General features: G+C 62.0%; 17 protein-coding genes and 1 pseudogene. 10 read left to right on the forward strand and 8 right to left on the reverse strand.

What is annotated here, in order from left to right:
- Nucleotides 1-21: 21 nt before the first annotated feature.
- Both ACUXVH_RS12090 and upp read right to left on the reverse strand, forming a co-directional pair.
- Nucleotides 22-1,296 (reverse strand): uracil-xanthine permease family protein, encoded by a 1,275-nt coding sequence (locus ACUXVH_RS12090; RefSeq protein ID WP_065365202.1) that lies wholly within the window; start codon nucleotides 1,294-1,296, stop codon nucleotides 22-24.
- Nucleotides 1,297-1,298: 2 nt separating this feature from the next.
- A complete protein-coding gene (upp, locus tag ACUXVH_RS12095; protein ID WP_011063386.1) occupies nucleotides 1,299-1,937 on the reverse strand; it encodes a uracil phosphoribosyltransferase in 639 nt (212 codons plus the stop codon).
- A 164-nt stretch (nucleotides 1,938-2,101) separates the two neighbouring features.
- Between upp and ACUXVH_RS12100 the strand changes: the two genes are divergently transcribed.
- The 4 genes from ACUXVH_RS12100 (at nucleotide 2,102) to ACUXVH_RS12115 (ending at nucleotide 4,072) form a co-directional block, all read left to right on the forward strand.
- Nucleotides 2,102-2,659 carry a hypoxanthine-guanine phosphoribosyltransferase gene (locus tag ACUXVH_RS12100; protein ID WP_011063385.1) on the forward strand — a complete coding sequence of 186 codons (558 nt, stop codon included), beginning with the start codon at nucleotides 2,102-2,104 and terminating at the stop codon, nucleotides 2,657-2,659.
- 3 nt (nucleotides 2,660-2,662) lie between these two features.
- Nucleotides 2,663-3,136 carry a WbuC family cupin fold metalloprotein gene (locus ACUXVH_RS12105; RefSeq protein ID WP_065365203.1) on the forward strand — a complete coding sequence of 158 codons (474 nt, stop codon included), beginning with the start codon at nucleotides 2,663-2,665 and terminating at the stop codon, nucleotides 3,134-3,136.
- Nucleotides 3,137-3,235: 99 nt separating this feature from the next.
- The gene (locus ACUXVH_RS12110; protein WP_011063383.1) at nucleotides 3,236-3,721 is read left to right on the forward strand and encodes a hypothetical protein; all 486 of its coding nucleotides are present in this window, start codon (nucleotides 3,236-3,238) and stop codon (nucleotides 3,719-3,721) included.
- Between the two features lie 63 nt (nucleotides 3,722-3,784).
- On the forward strand, nucleotides 3,785-4,072 hold the full coding sequence (locus tag ACUXVH_RS12115) for a PA4642 family protein (protein WP_011063382.1): 288 nt from the start codon (nucleotides 3,785-3,787) through the stop codon (nucleotides 4,070-4,072).
- Nucleotides 4,073-4,139: 67 nt separating this feature from the next.
- On the opposite strand, the gene mqo is transcribed toward ACUXVH_RS12115, so the two are convergent.
- Nucleotides 4,140-5,651, reverse strand: coding sequence for a malate dehydrogenase (quinone) (gene mqo, locus ACUXVH_RS12120; protein ID WP_011063381.1), 1,512 nt, complete (start codon nucleotides 5,649-5,651; stop codon nucleotides 4,140-4,142).
- Nucleotides 5,652-6,386: 735 nt separating this feature from the next.
- Nucleotides 6,387-6,620 carry a hypothetical protein gene (locus ACUXVH_RS12125; RefSeq protein WP_019096022.1) on the reverse strand — a complete coding sequence of 78 codons (234 nt, stop codon included), beginning with the start codon at nucleotides 6,618-6,620 and terminating at the stop codon, nucleotides 6,387-6,389.
- Nucleotides 6,621-6,826: 206 nt separating this feature from the next.
- On the opposite strand from ACUXVH_RS12125, the gene ACUXVH_RS12130 reads away from it, so the two are divergent.
- Complete coding sequence (locus ACUXVH_RS12130; RefSeq protein WP_011063379.1) at nucleotides 6,827-7,411, forward strand: YajG family lipoprotein; 585 nt, start codon at nucleotides 6,827-6,829, stop codon at nucleotides 7,409-7,411.
- Nucleotides 7,412-7,499: 88 nt separating this feature from the next.
- On the opposite strand, the gene ACUXVH_RS12135 is transcribed toward ACUXVH_RS12130, so the two are convergent.
- Nucleotides 7,500-7,706 carry a hypothetical protein gene (locus tag ACUXVH_RS12135; protein WP_011063378.1) on the reverse strand — a complete coding sequence of 69 codons (207 nt, stop codon included), beginning with the start codon at nucleotides 7,704-7,706 and terminating at the stop codon, nucleotides 7,500-7,502.
- A gap of 189 nt (nucleotides 7,707-7,895) precedes the next feature.
- Here ACUXVH_RS12135 and ACUXVH_RS12140 point away from each other — a divergent pair, with 189 nt between their 5' ends.
- A complete protein-coding gene (locus ACUXVH_RS12140) occupies nucleotides 7,896-8,183 on the forward strand; it encodes a hypothetical protein (RefSeq protein ID WP_015636955.1) in 288 nt (95 codons plus the stop codon).
- A gap of 66 nt (nucleotides 8,184-8,249) precedes the next feature.
- Here ACUXVH_RS12140 and ACUXVH_RS12145 read toward each other — a convergent pair whose 3' ends face one another.
- Complete coding sequence (locus ACUXVH_RS12145; RefSeq protein ID WP_015636954.1) at nucleotides 8,250-9,416, reverse strand: 1-acyl-sn-glycerol-3-phosphate acyltransferase; 1,167 nt, start codon at nucleotides 9,414-9,416, stop codon at nucleotides 8,250-8,252.
- A gap of 140 nt (nucleotides 9,417-9,556) precedes the next feature.
- Here ACUXVH_RS12145 and ACUXVH_RS12150 point away from each other — a divergent pair, with 140 nt between their 5' ends.
- Genes ACUXVH_RS12150 through ACUXVH_RS12160 form a run of 3 tightly spaced genes read left to right on the forward strand, consistent with a single transcriptional unit; the run spans nucleotide 9,557 to nucleotide 10,672 of the window.
- Nucleotides 9,557-9,739 carry a CPXCG motif-containing cysteine-rich protein gene (locus tag ACUXVH_RS12150; protein WP_011063375.1) on the forward strand — a complete coding sequence of 61 codons (183 nt, stop codon included), beginning with the start codon at nucleotides 9,557-9,559 and terminating at the stop codon, nucleotides 9,737-9,739.
- A 16-nt stretch (nucleotides 9,740-9,755) separates the two neighbouring features.
- Nucleotides 9,756-10,016 (forward strand): putative signal transducing protein, encoded by a 261-nt coding sequence (locus tag ACUXVH_RS12155; RefSeq protein ID WP_065365204.1) that lies wholly within the window; start codon nucleotides 9,756-9,758, stop codon nucleotides 10,014-10,016.
- A 35-nt stretch (nucleotides 10,017-10,051) separates the two neighbouring features.
- Nucleotides 10,052-10,672 (forward strand): SOS response-associated peptidase, encoded by a 621-nt coding sequence (locus tag ACUXVH_RS12160; protein WP_011063373.1) that lies wholly within the window; start codon nucleotides 10,052-10,054, stop codon nucleotides 10,670-10,672.
- Nucleotides 10,673-10,774: 102 nt separating this feature from the next.
- On the opposite strand, the gene ACUXVH_RS12165 is transcribed toward ACUXVH_RS12160, so the two are convergent.
- Both ACUXVH_RS12165 and ACUXVH_RS12170 read right to left on the reverse strand, forming a co-directional pair.
- Nucleotides 10,775-11,617 (reverse strand): methyl-accepting chemotaxis protein, encoded by an 843-nt coding sequence (locus ACUXVH_RS12165; RefSeq protein ID WP_371261320.1) that lies wholly within the window; start codon nucleotides 11,615-11,617, stop codon nucleotides 10,775-10,777.
- A 12-nt stretch (nucleotides 11,618-11,629) separates the two neighbouring features.
- A pseudogene (locus ACUXVH_RS12170) lies at nucleotides 11,630-12,916 on the reverse strand (HAMP domain-containing protein); the annotation flags it as partial.
- 273 nt (nucleotides 12,917-13,189) lie between these two features.
- Between ACUXVH_RS12170 and ACUXVH_RS12175 the strand changes: the two are divergent.
- Complete coding sequence (locus ACUXVH_RS12175) at nucleotides 13,190-14,008, forward strand: M48 family metallopeptidase (protein WP_011063371.1); 819 nt, start codon at nucleotides 13,190-13,192, stop codon at nucleotides 14,006-14,008.
- The last annotated feature ends 23 nt before the right edge of the window (nucleotides 14,009-14,031 follow it).

The following is a 14,031-nucleotide window of genomic DNA, read 5'->3' on the forward strand; positions in this document are numbered from 1 at the left end:
AGCTTGCCGGCGAAGGGTTCTCTAGATCAACGGCTCATCGGCCTTCTTGTTCTTCCAGCCGTCGTTCCCCGGCAGCACCAGGTTCAGCACGATGGCGACAACGGCGCACAGGGCGATGCCTTTGAGGCCGAAATCATCCGGACCGGTACCGGTTCCCACCAGCACGCCGCCAATGCCGAACACCAGGGTCACCGAGACGATCACCAGGTTGCGGGCTTCGCCCAGGTCGATCTTGTGGCGGATCAGGGTGTTCATCCCCACCGCAGCGATCGAGCCGAACAGCAGGCAGAGAATCCCGCCCATCACGGGCACCGGGATGCTTTGCAGCAGCGCGCCGAACTTGCCGATAAAGGCCAGGGTGATGGCGAAGAGCGCCGCCCAGGTCATGATTTTCGGGTTGTAGTTCTTGGTCAGCATCACCGCGCCAGTGACTTCGGCGTAGGTGGTGTTGGGCGGCCCGCCGAACAGGCCGGCAGCGGTGGTGGCGATGCCGTCACCGAACAGGGTGCGGTGCAGGCCGGGCTTCTTCAGGTAGTCGCGGCCGGTGACGCTGCCGACCGCAATCACGCCACCGATGTGCTCGATGGCCGGTGCCAGGGCGACCGGGACGATGAACAGGATCGCCTGCCAGTTGAACTCCGGTGCGGTGAAGTGCGGCAGTGCCAGCCAGGGGGCGGCGGCGATCTTCGCGGTGTCCACCACGCCGAAGTAGAACGACAGGGCAAACCCCACCAGCACGCCGGAAATGATCGGCACCAGGCGAAAGATGCCTTTGCCGAACACCGCGACGATCAGGGTGGTGAGCAGCGCGGGCATCGAGATCATCATCGCCGTCTGGTAATGAATCAGCTCGCTGCCGTCACCGGCCTTGCCCATGGCCATGTTGGCGGCGATGGGGGCCATGGCCAGGCCGATGGAAATGATCACCGGGCCAATGACCACCGGCGGCAACAGGCGGTCGATGAAACCGGTGCCCTTGATCTTCACGGCCAGGCCGAGAAAGGTGTAGACGAAGCCCGCCGCCATTACCCCGCCCATGGTCGCGGCGAGGCCGAACTGGCCCTTGGCGAGAATGATCGGGGTGATGAAGGCAAAGCTCGACGCCAGGAAGACCGGCACCTGGCGCCCGGTCACCACCTGGAACAACAGAGTCCCGAGACCCGCCGTGAACAGCGCCACGTTCGGGTCGAGACCGGTGATCAGCGGCATCAACACCAGGGCACCGAAGGCCACGAAGAGCATCTGCGCGCCAGACAGTACCTGGCGCCAGAGCGGATCGTTGAACTCGTCCTGCATGATCAGGAATCCTTCTGCTTGGTGCCGAAGATCTTGTCACCGGCATCACCCAGGCCAGGAATGATGTAGCCATGCTCGTTGAGCTTCTGATCGATGGAAGCGGTGTAGATGGTCACGTCCGGGTGCGCCTGCTCGACGGCGGCGATGCCCTCGGGGGCGGCCACCAGGACCATGGCGCGGATGTCACGGCAGCCGGCCTTTTTCAACAGGTCGATGGTGGCGACCATGGAACTGCCGGTGGCCAGCATCGGGTCGATGATCATCGCCAGGCGCTCGTCGATTTCCGGTACCAGTTTTTCCAGGTAAGTGTGGGCTTGCAGGGTTTCCTCATTGCGGGCCACGCCTACGGCGCTGACCTTGGCGCCCGGGATCAGGCTCAGCACGCCTTCGAGCATGCCGATGCCGGCACGCAGGATCGGTACCACGGTAATCTTCTTGCCGGCGATCTTCTCGACCTGGACAGGGCCGCACCAGCCTGGAATCTCGTAGCTTTCCAGGGGCAGGTCTTTGGTGGCTTCGTACGTCAGCAGGGCACCGACTTCCTGAGCGAGCTCGCGAAAGTTCTTCGTGCTAATGTCTGCGCGGCGCATAAGGCCAAGTTTGTGTCGGATCAGCGGATGGCGGATCTCACGGATGGGCATAGGGAAAGGCTCCGGCGGCGGGCAAAAAAAACGGCCTAGATTAATCTATCCGGGGTTGTTGTCCTATAGACATAAAGTACGTTAGTCCAGAAACGCTTGATCTGACCGGGCCGGATGCGTACCTTTGCCCGCTTTTCCGAAACTGCCACCCCTTGGAGAGCGCCATGTCCGCTGATCTCGAGCATATCCGTCAAATCATGCGCGAGGCTGACTGCCTGTACACCGAAGCTGAAGTCGAGGCGGCCATCGCCCGGGTCGGTGCACAAATCACTGAAGAACTGGCTGAGCGCAATCCGGTGGTGTTCTGCGTCATGAACGGTGGCCTGATCTTCGCGGGCAAGCTGCTGACCCACCTGCGCTTTCCCCTGGAAGCCTCCTACCTGCACGCTACCCGCTACCGCAACGAAACCAGCGGCGGTGAGCTGTTCTGGAAGTCCAAGCCGGAAGTCTCCTTTATCGACCGCGACGTGCTGATCATCGACGACATCCTCGATGAAGGTCACACCCTGGGCGCGATCATCGACTTCTGCAAACACGCCGGCGCCCGCGCCGTGCACACGGCCGTGCTGATCGACAAGGACCACGACCGCAAGGCCCGTCCGGACCTCAAGGCCGACTACATGGGCCTGCCTTGCGTGGACCGCTACGTGTTCGGCTACGGCATGGACTACAAGGGCTACTGGCGTAACGCTGCCGGCATCTATGCCGTCAAGGGCATGTAAGCGATGACCGGGCCGAGCTTTCTCGATCAAGCGTTGTTCAACGACCTGGCTGAGAAAGCCGCGGCCAACCCCCGCGGTCGTCAGCACCACAACTTCCATGCCATGGAAGAGCCTTGCCACCGCATGGCGGTGGGGCTGCAACCCTCCACTTATGTTCCGCCGCATCGCCACCTGAGTGCTGACAAGGCCGAGACCCTGCTGGTGCTCAAGGGGCGCCTGGGCGTGCTGATTTTCGATGAAGCGGGCCAGGTCCAGGGCAAGCGGGTGCTGCAGGCCGGCGGCGACTGCGTTGGTGTGGACTTGCCGGCCGGGGTTTTCCACGGCCTGGTGGTGCTGGAGCCCGACAGCCTGATGTTCGAATGCAAGGCCGGCCCTTATCGCCCAGTGGGCGACGGTGAGCAGGCCAGTTGGGCGCCCCGTGAAGGCGAGCCCGGCGTGGCCGAATACCAGGCCTGGATGCGCGCCCAGTTCGACTGAACAGGCCCGCGCCCGTGACAGCGGCCTACCGTCGGTAACGGTGCAAGATTTGCGGTAAAAACCCGTGCTAGAGTGCTCGGCCCTTGTCTGGAGCCTGTCATGAGCCTGTTGATTCGCAGTAGCGCGGCCCTTCTTCTGTGCTTGAGCCTGCCCTTGGCAGCCGCCCCGGCCCCCTTGCACGGGCAGTTCCTGCCTCCCGATGATCTGACCCTGCGCGACAGCGTCCCGCAACAGCAGCAGTTGTTGCAGGTCACCGAGTATTCGGTGGTGATCGGCAGCCAGCGCCAATCGAACCAGCAACCGATTCCCGTGACTTCGCCAGTGTGGGTGCGGCTCAAGGGCAAGCCGTTGAACAAGGGCGCCACCATCAGCCAGGTGCTGGTGAACTTCGACGGTGAAAGCAAAAGCCTGAAAAAGCCGCAGTTCGATGCCAAGACCCGGACCCTGACCCTGTATTACCCGCTGGCCCAGTACCGTGCGGTGATGGACCTGTTGCGCAACGACACGGTGTATTGCCAGTTCCTCAGCTATGCCAACGGGCACATCTGGGCTGACCTGCATACCGGCAGCGTGCGTTCGCGTTGAGGCCATATGCGGGCTGGGGGTAAACTGCCCGCCCCGTGAAATGTCTGCGAGCTGGAGTCGGCAATGCGTAAAGATAAGAAACAAGTGATTGGTGACGAGATCAGCGACGAGCAGATCAAGTTGTTCCTCGATTTCGAGCCGGTCGATGCAACTTCGCCGTCCCTGCACAAGCTGATCAAGGCCTATCGTGGCCTGCGCATCGATGATTTCGAACGCTTCCTGACCTTCTTCGTCGAGGCCGGTTTCGACCTGGATGGCAAGGATGAGCACGGCCAGACCTTCGTCGACCTGATCCGCGATCAGCGCAACGCCGCCGACTACATCGAGCTGATGGACAACGCCCGCGGCTGATCTTCTCGCCAGGCATAAAAAAACGCCCCGTCCTGCGAAGGACGGGGCGTTTTTCATTCAGCGCGGATCAGATGCAGCTTTCGGTTTCCTTGCTTGGCTCGACCAGCTCCAGGCTCAGGTTGTTTTCGCTGTTGATCTGGTGGTACAGCGTTGCGTCGGTTTCCAGGACCTTTTCCCGTGCCGGGAAGATTTCCTTGAGCTTGGCAGCCCATTCACCGCTGGCCTTGGCCGGGAAGCATCGCTCGATCAGCTCCAGCATGATCGAAACGGTCACCGAGGCACCTGGCGAGGCGCCGAGCAGGGCGGCCAGAGAGCCGTCCTTGGCGGCCACCAGTTCGGTACCGAACTGCAGGATGCCGCCTTTCTTCGGATCCTTCTTGATGATCTGCACCCGCTGGCCGGCCACCTCCAGGCGCCAGTCCTCGGCCTTGGCCTCGGGGTAGAAGCGGCGCAGGGATTCCAGGCGCTGTTCCATGGACTGCATGACTTCGCTGACCAGGTACTTGGTCAGGTCCATGTTGTCCCGGGCCACGGCCAGCATCGGGCCGATGTTGCCGGCGCGTACCGACATCGGCAGGTCGAGGAACGAGCCGTGCTTGAGGAACTTGGTGGTAAAGCCGGCATAAGGCCCGAACAGCAGGGACTTCTTGCCTTCGACCACGCGGGTGTCCAGGTGCGGCACGGACATCGGTGGCGAGCCCACGGCCGCCTGGCTGTAGACCTTGGCCTGGTGCTGCTTGACCACTTCCGGGTTGTCGCAACGCAGCCACTGGCCGCTCACCGGGAAACCGCCGAAGCCCTTGCTTTCCTCGATGCCCGAGGCCTGCAGCAGGGGCAGGGCCGCGCCACCGGCGCCGAGGAACACGAACTTGGCGTCGACTTCGCGGGTACTGCCGCTGTTGACGTCCTTGATGCTCACGGTCCAGCCGTTGGCCTTGTTGCGCTTGAGGCCAGTGACACGCTTGCAGTACTTGACCTGGGCATCGGGAGCGCTGGTCAGGTGCTTGAGCAACTGGTTGGTCAGGGCGCCGAAGTTGACGTCGGTACCGTTGAGCACGCGAGTGGCGGCGATGGTTTCGTCCGCTGGGCGGCCCGGCATCATCAGCGGCATCCACTCGGCCATCTTGGCCTTGTCTTCGGTGTATTCCATGTCCGCGAAGGCATGGTGCTGGCTCAGTACTTCAAAGCGCTTCTTGAGGAAGGAAACGCCTTTTTCACCCTGTACGAAGCTCAGGTGCGGCACGGGGCTGATGAAGGACTTGGACGAGCCGAAGGTGCCTTTCTTGGTCAGGTAGGACCAGAACTGCTTCGACACCTCGAACTGGGTGTTGATGTGCACGGCTTTCTTGATGTCGATGCTGCCATCGGCGGCCTGTGGCGTGTAGTTCAGCTCACAGAGGCCGGCATGGCCGGTACCGGCGTTGTTCCACGGGTTGGAACTTTCCGCGGCACCCGAATCCATCAGCTCGACGACTTCCAGCTTGATCGCGGGGTCGAGCTCTTTGAGCAGTACAGCAAGGGTGGCACTCATGATGCCGGCCCCGACCAATACGACGTCTACTGCTTCGTTATGCGCCATTAACGCGTCTCCAAAATCTGCAGCACCAAATTGACGGCATGGCTGCCAGGAGTGACGGGGCGGTTCACGTAATGCCCCAGGTTACCCATGGCCAGGATCGCCATGTCCGAATCTTCGCAATTTTTTGCAACTACCACGGACGCTGCCAACCGGGCCTCAAGGTGCGTATGAACGCATCTCGGGGAGCCTCGGGCAATTCGACTTATGGTCGATACATCCGCTCGTGCAACCAAATCCGTCAGCGGACAGGCTTCAAGCACCAGTTCTTGAGGAGTGCTCGGTCCTGTGTAATCGGGCTGTTGTAGAGGCCAATGGTGCCAGTTCAGACGCAAAACTATTCATTTGCTCGCCACACTCTTGTGAAGTTGTGAAAACCCGTTTTTTCACGCTCTTTTGAAGACGTGAACCTCAAAAAAGGGCTGCCTCAGCCTGGCACCTGGCCCGCGCGGTGATGCCGGCAAAGGATGCGGGCACGACGGGCAAACAGCTTTAAGTGGCCGAGCAACGGCAGCTCTGCAGTTTCGCGAAAAGTGGAGGTTTGCAAGGTGAACAGCAAGCACGCCAGCTTCACTCGAACTGTGTGGGCGGCTCTCTGTGGGCGGTGCGGGGTGCCAAAGCAGTGGCGTTGGCGGTACTGCGAGGCCCGATCAGGAGACGTCCTTATAATCGGGGGGAGATTGTAACGAAGAAATGCGCAGAAATGATCCTGTTTCGCGACTTTTATTAGGCTTTTGGTCAGGTGGCCAGTATCGGTTGCACCCGGGAGCGAGCGCAGCGCGGGCTGACCCGGGCGCTGGCGGGCAGCGCCTGGTGCAACCAGTTCAGGCGAATTTCCTGGATTTCCACCCAGCCATCGCCTACCGGGGCCAGCAGGCAGTGCTTGAAGGCCTGGCAACGTCCCTGGCTGTCCAGCAGGGCGAAGCTGCGAAACTGTTGACGGGGGGCGAACAGGGAGCGGAGGAAGTTCATGACCAGGTACCTGAGTGTGTCATTGACGATAAGAATGCCCTTGAGCCGTTACATCATGATGTATTGCCAGTGAACGGCAGGTTACAGGAACCCGGTTGTACGGGACCTGTCTGAGTCTTGACTAAGTCATGCCTGGCGCTGGTTTGCCGTCCTTGTGCACCGCTATACTGCGGGCCTGTTTGTGCCTGATTCCTGGAGAGATGAGCATGTTGCAACGCCTGTTGTTCGGTTTGATCACTGTGACCAGCCTGTCGCTGGTGGGTTGCGCCCACAGCCCGCAACAACTCAGCCCGGAGCCCAAGCTCACTGCCCAGCTGGCGCCTGTCGGCCATGGCCAGCCGGTGGTGGTGAAAGTGGTTGATGGACGTCCTTCGCCGACCCTGGGCACCCGTGGCGGCCTGTACCCGGAAACCAGTGCCATCACCGTGCAGAGCGCGCAGATCCTGCCCAAGCTGCAGGCCCAGGCCGAAGCCGCAGTGCGCCTGCTGGGCTTTACCCCGACCGCCGGTGGCGCCAACGCCCCTCAGTTGACCGTGACCCTGGCCGAGCTCAAGTACCAGTCGCCTAAAGAAGGCCTGTACGTGACCGAGGCCACCATCGGTGCCACCTTCCGCTCGGATGTGCAGAACGCCAACCGTCGTTACAGCGGCCGTTACGGTGCTTCCCTGGACCAGCGTTTCGGCATGGCGCCGAACCAGGACACCAATACCAAGCTGGTGGGTGATGTGCTCAGCGATGCCCTGACCCGCCTGTTCAAGGATCCGACCGTGGGCCAGATCCTCGGCGAGTAACCCGCGCCTGGCCGGGGTTTGAGCCCTGGCCAAGCAACGAAAAAGCCCGGCTGCCTGATGGCGCGCCGGGCTTTTTTATGGGCGCGGATCAGGCCGCCTCGACGTAGAAGTCCAGCATACTGACGCCCGTCAGCAGGTCTGTTTCCGGCAGGTCCGCGTGCTGGTGCCCGCCCAGGGCGCAATACACCAGCCAGTGCCGGTCCTGCACGTTGAACGCCAGGGCGCCCACCAGCGCCTGCTGTTCTTCACTGGGGGCGATCAGGTAAAGGCGGTCCTGGTTTTCGGCGTGCAGCATGACAAGCTCCGTGGGTTTCGAGGGGCGACAGACTGGCTTGTTTAGATGACGAAAAGATGACGCTTTAAATTAATGGACCGGCGTCTCGTTACTGGTCGGAAAGCCCCCCGCGTTTTGTCGGGGATTGAGTAGAATCCGCGCCGCGGGTGCACTCGACGGCCCGTATACGGCTTTCCTCCGAGGTTCATGATGTCGCTGCAACTGATCTGGTCGATGTTCAACGCCCATCCCGCCAAACTGATCAACCTGCTTGCCCTGCTGTTCGCCTGCCCAGGCAGCTGGCTGCTGCACGCCACCCGCCGTCGTGAACTGCGGGCCCTGGCCAATCTGGCCGTGCAGAGCGAGGGACGGGCGGTGGATCAGCCGCTGCTGATGCTGGATCCCGCAACCTTGCGCATCAATAGGTTTTTCTACCGCTTCGGCTTCGCCTGCCTTGGCCTGGCGTTGCTGGTGTCCTGGATCAGCACCCGGTTCTGATCAACCCCCAGGTTGCAGAAACGACAACGGCGCCCGCAGGCGCCGTTGTGCTTTCCAGTCCGGCCGTTACAGCGCCAGACCGGCCTTGACCCGATACTGGTTGCGCACCGGATTGGCGTATTGCAGTACCAGGTACGGCCGGTGTTCTGCCGGGCAGGCATCCAGCCGGCGCTGCCATTCCTGTTCGGCCTTGGCCAGCTCCTGGGCCGGGAAGACCTCGGCGGCCGTTGGCACCTGCAGTTGTGGATCGGCATCGCTCCACTGGGCATAGGCCAGGTAGTGCACCGGGAACAGGCGGTAGCCGCCGAGGATCTGCCGGTCCATTTCCATGGCCAGTTGCTTGGTGTCCTCGAAGGATTCGCTGATGGGCGCGGCGAAGTTCACGTGGACCCGGCCTTTATAGCCGGTGATGCCCTTGGCGATGCTCACGTCATCCTCGCCTGGTGCCTTGGTATAGGTGCCGGTGGTGGCGCGGATGTACAGCTCGCGGGCCTTGGCCTGGTCGCAGGGGTCGTATTCGTAGCTGATGGACACCGGCGTCAGGTTCAACGACTGGATGACCTCGCCGAACGGCTCGTCCTTGCGGCTCATGTGGAACATCTTGAGGATCGCCGATTCGGTGCGATCGTCGCCATCCTTGGCCCGGCCCTCGGCCTGGGCGATCCAGATCGACTGGCCGTCGTTGCGGATCGAATGGTTGATATAGGCCGACAGCAGTTGGTAGGCCGCGAGCTTTTCCCGGCGACCGCTGATGGAACGGTGCACGATGAAACTCTTGTTCAGGCGCATCAGGTCGCTGACAAACGGCTTCTGCAGCAGGTTGTCGCCAATGGCGATGCGTGGCGTCGGCAGGCCGGCGTGGTACACCGCGTAGTTGACGAAGGCCGGGTCCATGACGATGTCGCGGTGGTTGGCCAGGAACACATAGGCGGTGCCCGACTTGAACTGCTCGACGCCGGTGTAGGTCACGCCGTCGGTGGCCCGCTCGATGGTGTGGTCGACGTAGAATTCGACCTTGTCCTGCAGGGTGGCCACCGAAGTGACCCCGGCAAACTCACGGCGCAGGCGGTGAGCGATCAGGGGTTTGAGCAGCCAGCCGAAAGTCTTGGCAAAACGCGGGAAGCGAAAGTGGGTGAGGATATCTAGAAACGCCTTGTCACCGAGCAGCCGGGCCAGCACCGCTGGTACTTCGCTGTCGTGGTAAGGTCGGATGGCATCGAATTCGCCCATCATGCTCTCTTGTTAGAAACGGCTAGGGTAAGAAAAGGTTCGGATCGAAAAAAAGCCGGGCACGGTCTGAAAATTCAGCTCAAACAAAAAAAGCCCTGCAAATAGACCGGCGATTATACGCATAAGTCACTCTGGAGACGGCGATGCTGGAAACCGACCATTATCAGTGCCCTTACTGTGGCGAACAGGCAGAGGCGGTGCTGGACCTGTCTGGCGGCGACCAGACCTATATCGAAGACTGCCCGGTGTGCTGCCGGCCCATTGTATTCACCCTGCAAACCGACGGTCGGGAATGGATGCTCGACGTTCACAGTGAAAACGACTGAATGGGGAGTGGCCCTTATGCGGCGCATCTACGAGCCGGAAAACCTGCTGGAAGGCGAGTTGCTCCAGTGCATGCTGGCCAGCGAGGGGATCGAGGCCCATCTGCAGGGGCGCGATCTGTTGGGCGGGGCAGGGGAGCTGCCGCTGTTCGGGCTGCTGGGGCTGTCGGTGGAAAACCACCAGGCGCAACAGGCGCGAGAGCTGATCGCTGCGTACAATGCGGCCCTGCCGTTGCCCTTTGATGAACCGGACAATTTTGCCGGGGTGCTGGTCTGTTAGGCTGAGCGCCGATTTGCCGAGAGTTGTATTGCCCCATGTGTGGACGTTATGCCCTGTTTCGCTGGAACCCCGCGTTTGCCGCCTTGCCGGGATTTCCCGCTGACCAGAAGGCGCAGTGGAACATCTCGCCCAATGATTCGGTGCTGATCCAGCGCGCGGAAAATGGCCAGCGCACCCTGGCCCGGGCCCGCTGGGGGCTGACACCGCCGTGGCTCACGGACCTTTCCCGGACGCCCGCCCATGCCCGGGCGGAAACCCTGGCGGAGCAGCCGATGTTTCGCCAGGCCTTTCGCGAGCGGCGCTGCCTGCTGCCGGCCAATGGTTTCTACGAATGGCGCGGCGGCACCCGCAAGCGCCCCTACTGGCTGACGCCGGGGGAAGGTTCGTCGATCTTTTTTGCCGCGATATGGGAGGCCTACCCGGTGCAGGAGCAGGTCTGGCTGAGCACTGCAGTGGTAACCCAGGCGGCTTCCAATCTGCGTCGCCCGCTGATCCTCGATGCCGCCGGCCAGCAAGCCTGGCTCGATCCCGAAACCCCCTTGCATGCCCTGCAAGCCTTGCTGGCCAGCCCGCCGGCAGCCCTGCGCGAGCGGGTCCTGGCCAACCTGGTCAATGACCCCAAGCTCAACGGCCCCGAGTGCCTGACCCCCGCCTGAAGCATCAACTGCAGGAGCTGGCTTGCCAGCGAAGAGGCCCCCTGGTTTGCTGCCCAAGCCAGGATCGCTTTCGCCGGCAAGCCGGCTCCTGCAGGTCCGTGATTAGACTTTGAACTGGTTGATCAGGCGTCGTTGCTGTTCGGCGAGCTTGGTCAGCCCGGCGCTGGCCGCACTGGACTCATCGGCGCCGCCCGCCACTTCATTGGCCACCTGGCCGATATTTATCACATTGCGGTTGATGTCCTCGGCCACCGCGCTCTGCTCCTCGGCGGCGCTGGCGATCTGGGTGTTCATGTCGTTGATCACCGACACCGCCTGGGTGATGGTTTCCAGGGCCTGGGCCGCCTTGGCCGCGTGTTCCACACTCTGGTCGGTCTTGTGCTGGCTGTCCTCCATCACCCGTACCACTTCCCGGGTGCCCTGTTGCAGTTGCTGGATCATCGACTGGATTTCTTCGGTGGCCTGCTGGGTTTTCTGCGCCAGGTTGCGCACCTCGTCGGCAACCACCGCAAAGCCCCTGCCTTGCTCGCCGGCCCGCGCCGCCTCGATTGCCGCGTTGAGCGCCAGCAGGTTGGTCTGCTCGGCAATCCCGCGAATGGCGATGAGGATGGCGTTGATGTTCTCGCTGTCCTTGGCAAGGGTCTGCACCACGCCCACCGCACGGCCGATTTCCTCGGCCAGGGCGCCGATGGCGCTGGAGGTGTCGCGCACGATCTGCATGCCCTGGCTCGCGGCCTGGTCGGCGTGGCTGGCGGCTTGCGCGGCCTGGGTGGCATTGCGCGCGACGTCCTGGGCGGTGGCGGTCATTTCGTGCACCGCGGTGGCTACCTGATCGATTTCAACCATTTGCTTGTGCACGCCCTGGTTGGTGCGAATGGCGATGTCTGCGGTGTGTTCCGAAGAATCGCTGACGCTCTGAACCGAGGTCACCACTTGGCTGATCATCGCCTGCAGCTTGGCCAAAAAGGTGTTGAAGCCTTTGGCGATGGAGCCCAGCTCGTCAGCGCGATCGCTGGTCAGGCGTCGGGTCAGGTCGCCTTCGCCCTGAGCGATGTCGTCGAGCATTGCCACCATCTGCCGCAGCGGCCGGGCAATGCCGTGGCCCACCAGCCAGATCACCAGCAAGCCGAGGCCGGCAATCACCAGCCCGACCATGGCCATGCCGAAGGTGTCGGCCTTGCGTTGTTCGGCCAGGTCACCTTGCAGTTTGTCGAGGTCGGCCATCACCGCGCTCAGCGGCAGTTGCAGCATCAGGGTCCAGTGCGCATCGGTCTGGCCGATGCCGAAGGGCAGGTACAGGCTGATGGTGCCGTTGGCCTGGTCGACGTCGTAGGTCACTTCGCCGCGCTTGAGGCTGGACAGCTTGGTCAGTGCATCACTGCTGAGCACGTCGCTGACTTTTTCACCGAACTTGCTCGAGTCCTTGGTATAGGCGACCAGGCGACCGTTACCGCCGATCAGGGCCATGTGCCCGGCGCCGCCGTAGAGCTTCTGGTTGGCGCCCACCAGCATGTCCTGGATGAAGTTCACTGACAGGTCGGCACCCACGATGCCCTGGAACTTGCCGTTGAGCAGGATCGGCTGAATAAAGGAGGCCAGCATCACCACCTTGTCGCCGACCTTGTAGGGAGCGGGGTCGATGGCGCAAGGCTTTAGGCTGTCCTGGGAGCAGAGGTAGTACTCGCTGGCGCGCACGCCGGTGGAAAGCAGGGTTCGATCATTGACGTCGGCCAGTTTGTCCAGGCCCAGGCTGCCGTCTTCATTGCGGAACCACCAGGGCAGGAAGCGGCCGTTTGCTGCATCGATACCCACCACCGAGGTGCCTATGTAGGCAGCGTCGTCATGGTCGATGGCGCCGGGTTCCCAGCCAATGTACGCACCGAGGATCTTCGGGTTCTGGGTGACGTTTTCCTTGATCAGGGCAATCAGCTGTTCACGGCTCAGGCTCAGCCCGGCATGGCCTTGCGAGTCCTGGGTGCCCATCAGCGCATTGACCCGCACCAGGCCGCCGGCGATCAGCAGGGGCGCTTCCAGTTCGCGCTGGATCTGGCTGACCTGGGTCTGCGCCAGGCCGCTCAGGCGTTGTTCGATGACCTGTTCGAACTGGGCCTGGGTACGGTCTTGCACCATCTGCTGGGTCCTGGCCCCGGAGAACAGGGCGTACAGCACCAGGGCTGCAACCACGCTGAGAACGATGGCGCCGGCCAGGGCGGCGACGGAAAACTGGATCGACTTGAACTTCATAGAGGCTCCGGGCGCAGGAATTTAGGTCTGCCGAGCTGTATCGGCCGCTGCAGCGCTGGCCATTAGCCTTACACGGAAAAATGACTGTTTCAGGGAGCTTGATGTCGTTCTTGGCAAGCTGTGGGGGTAACCCGGGCGGGATTTGCGGGAGGAATGAATTTTCTCCTGCAAGGCAGATATGTATCTGAAATGCGACCGATTGCTGTTTTTACATCTGGCGCGGATACATTTCCGCCCTTAGGATACGCGCCACGTTTTCAGGGAGGTTTCATGATGAAGAAGTCATTGGTCGTATGTGCATTGAGTGCCGCAGTACTGCTCAGCGGTTGTGAAACGGTCAATACCACCAGCGGTGGCGTGGTCGGTGTGGATCGCAAGCAATCCATGTTCAGCATGGTTTCCAGCGCTGAAGTGAACCAGTCCTATGCCCAGTCCTATCAGCAGACTCTGGGTGAAGCTAGCAGCCAGGGCGTACTGGACAAGACCAGCGCCAACGCTAAGCGCCTGCAGGTCATTGCCAACCGCCTGATTGCCCAGGCGCCGACTTTCCGCCCCGACTGCGCGCAGTGGAAATGGGAAGTCAACCTGATCAAGAGCGACGAGCTCAACGCCAACTGCGGTCCTGGCGGCAAGATCATTTTCTACTCCGGGCTGATCGAGAAGCTCAAACTCACCGACGATGAAATCGCCGCGGTCATGGGCCATGAAATTGCCCACGCCCTGCGCGAGCACGGTCGCGAAGCCATGTCCAAGCAGTACGCGGTCGGTGCCGGCAAGCAGATCGCCACCTTGTTCGGCGTTCCGCAGGAAACCGTAGCCCTGGGCGACAACGGGGTGAACCTGCTGATGACCCTGCCCAACAGCCGCGAGAATGAAAACGAAGCGGACCTGATCGGCCTGGAACTGGCCGCCCGTGCCGGTTACAACCCGAATGCGGCCATCAGCCTGTGGAACAAGATGGGCCAGGCTGCCGGTGGCTCCGCGCCGCCCGAGTTCATGAGCACTCACCCGGCTTCCACCAGCCGTATCGCTTCCTTGCAGGCGGCGATTCCCAAGGTGATGCCGCTGTATCAGGCCGCCAAGAAGTCCTGATCCCTTCGCGTCATTGTCGATGA

It is taken from the genome of Pseudomonas sp. 8(2025), assembly GCF_052665325.1.

What these genes read in the sequence shown, in the direction of transcription:
- ACUXVH_RS12155 (WP_065365204.1), top strand. Translation starts at nt 9,756, where the DNA reads ATGCGGCGCATCTACGAGCCGGAAAACCTGCTGGAAGGCGAGTTGCTC.
- ACUXVH_RS12115 (WP_011063382.1), top strand. Translation starts at nt 3,785, where the DNA reads ATGCGTAAAGATAAGAAACAAGTGATTGGTGACGAGATCAGCGACGAG.
- ACUXVH_RS12125 (WP_019096022.1), bottom strand. Translation starts at nt 6,620, where the DNA reads ATGAACTTCCTCCGCTCCCTGTTCGCCCCCCGTCAACAGTTTCGCAGC.
- ACUXVH_RS12175 (WP_011063371.1), top strand. Translation starts at nt 13,190, where the DNA reads ATGAAGAAGTCATTGGTCGTATGTGCATTGAGTGCCGCAGTACTGCTC.
- upp (WP_011063386.1), bottom strand. Translation starts at nt 1,937, where the DNA reads ATGCCCATCCGTGAGATCCGCCATCCGCTGATCCGACACAAACTTGGC.
- ACUXVH_RS12090 (WP_065365202.1), bottom strand. Translation starts at nt 1,296, where the DNA reads ATGCAGGACGAGTTCAACGATCCGCTCTGGCGCCAGGTACTGTCTGGC.
- ACUXVH_RS12135 (WP_011063378.1), bottom strand. Translation starts at nt 7,706, where the DNA reads ATGCTGCACGCCGAAAACCAGGACCGCCTTTACCTGATCGCCCCCAGT.
- ACUXVH_RS12140 (WP_015636955.1), top strand. Translation starts at nt 7,896, where the DNA reads ATGTCGCTGCAACTGATCTGGTCGATGTTCAACGCCCATCCCGCCAAA.
- ACUXVH_RS12105 (WP_065365203.1), top strand. Translation starts at nt 2,663, where the DNA reads ATGACCGGGCCGAGCTTTCTCGATCAAGCGTTGTTCAACGACCTGGCT.
- mqo (WP_011063381.1), bottom strand. Translation starts at nt 5,651, where the DNA reads ATGGCGCATAACGAAGCAGTAGACGTCGTATTGGTCGGGGCCGGCATC.
- ACUXVH_RS12145 (WP_015636954.1), bottom strand. Translation starts at nt 9,416, where the DNA reads ATGATGGGCGAATTCGATGCCATCCGACCTTACCACGACAGCGAAGTA.
- ACUXVH_RS12100 (WP_011063385.1), top strand. Translation starts at nt 2,102, where the DNA reads ATGTCCGCTGATCTCGAGCATATCCGTCAAATCATGCGCGAGGCTGAC.
- ACUXVH_RS12160 (WP_011063373.1), top strand. Translation starts at nt 10,052, where the DNA reads ATGTGTGGACGTTATGCCCTGTTTCGCTGGAACCCCGCGTTTGCCGCC.
- ACUXVH_RS12110 (WP_011063383.1), top strand. Translation starts at nt 3,236, where the DNA reads ATGAGCCTGTTGATTCGCAGTAGCGCGGCCCTTCTTCTGTGCTTGAGC.
- ACUXVH_RS12165 (WP_371261320.1), bottom strand. Translation starts at nt 11,617, where the DNA reads ATGATCAGCCAAGTGGTGACCTCGGTTCAGAGCGTCAGCGATTCTTCG.
- ACUXVH_RS12130 (WP_011063379.1), top strand. Translation starts at nt 6,827, where the DNA reads ATGTTGCAACGCCTGTTGTTCGGTTTGATCACTGTGACCAGCCTGTCG.
- ACUXVH_RS12150 (WP_011063375.1), top strand. Translation starts at nt 9,557, where the DNA reads ATGCTGGAAACCGACCATTATCAGTGCCCTTACTGTGGCGAACAGGCA.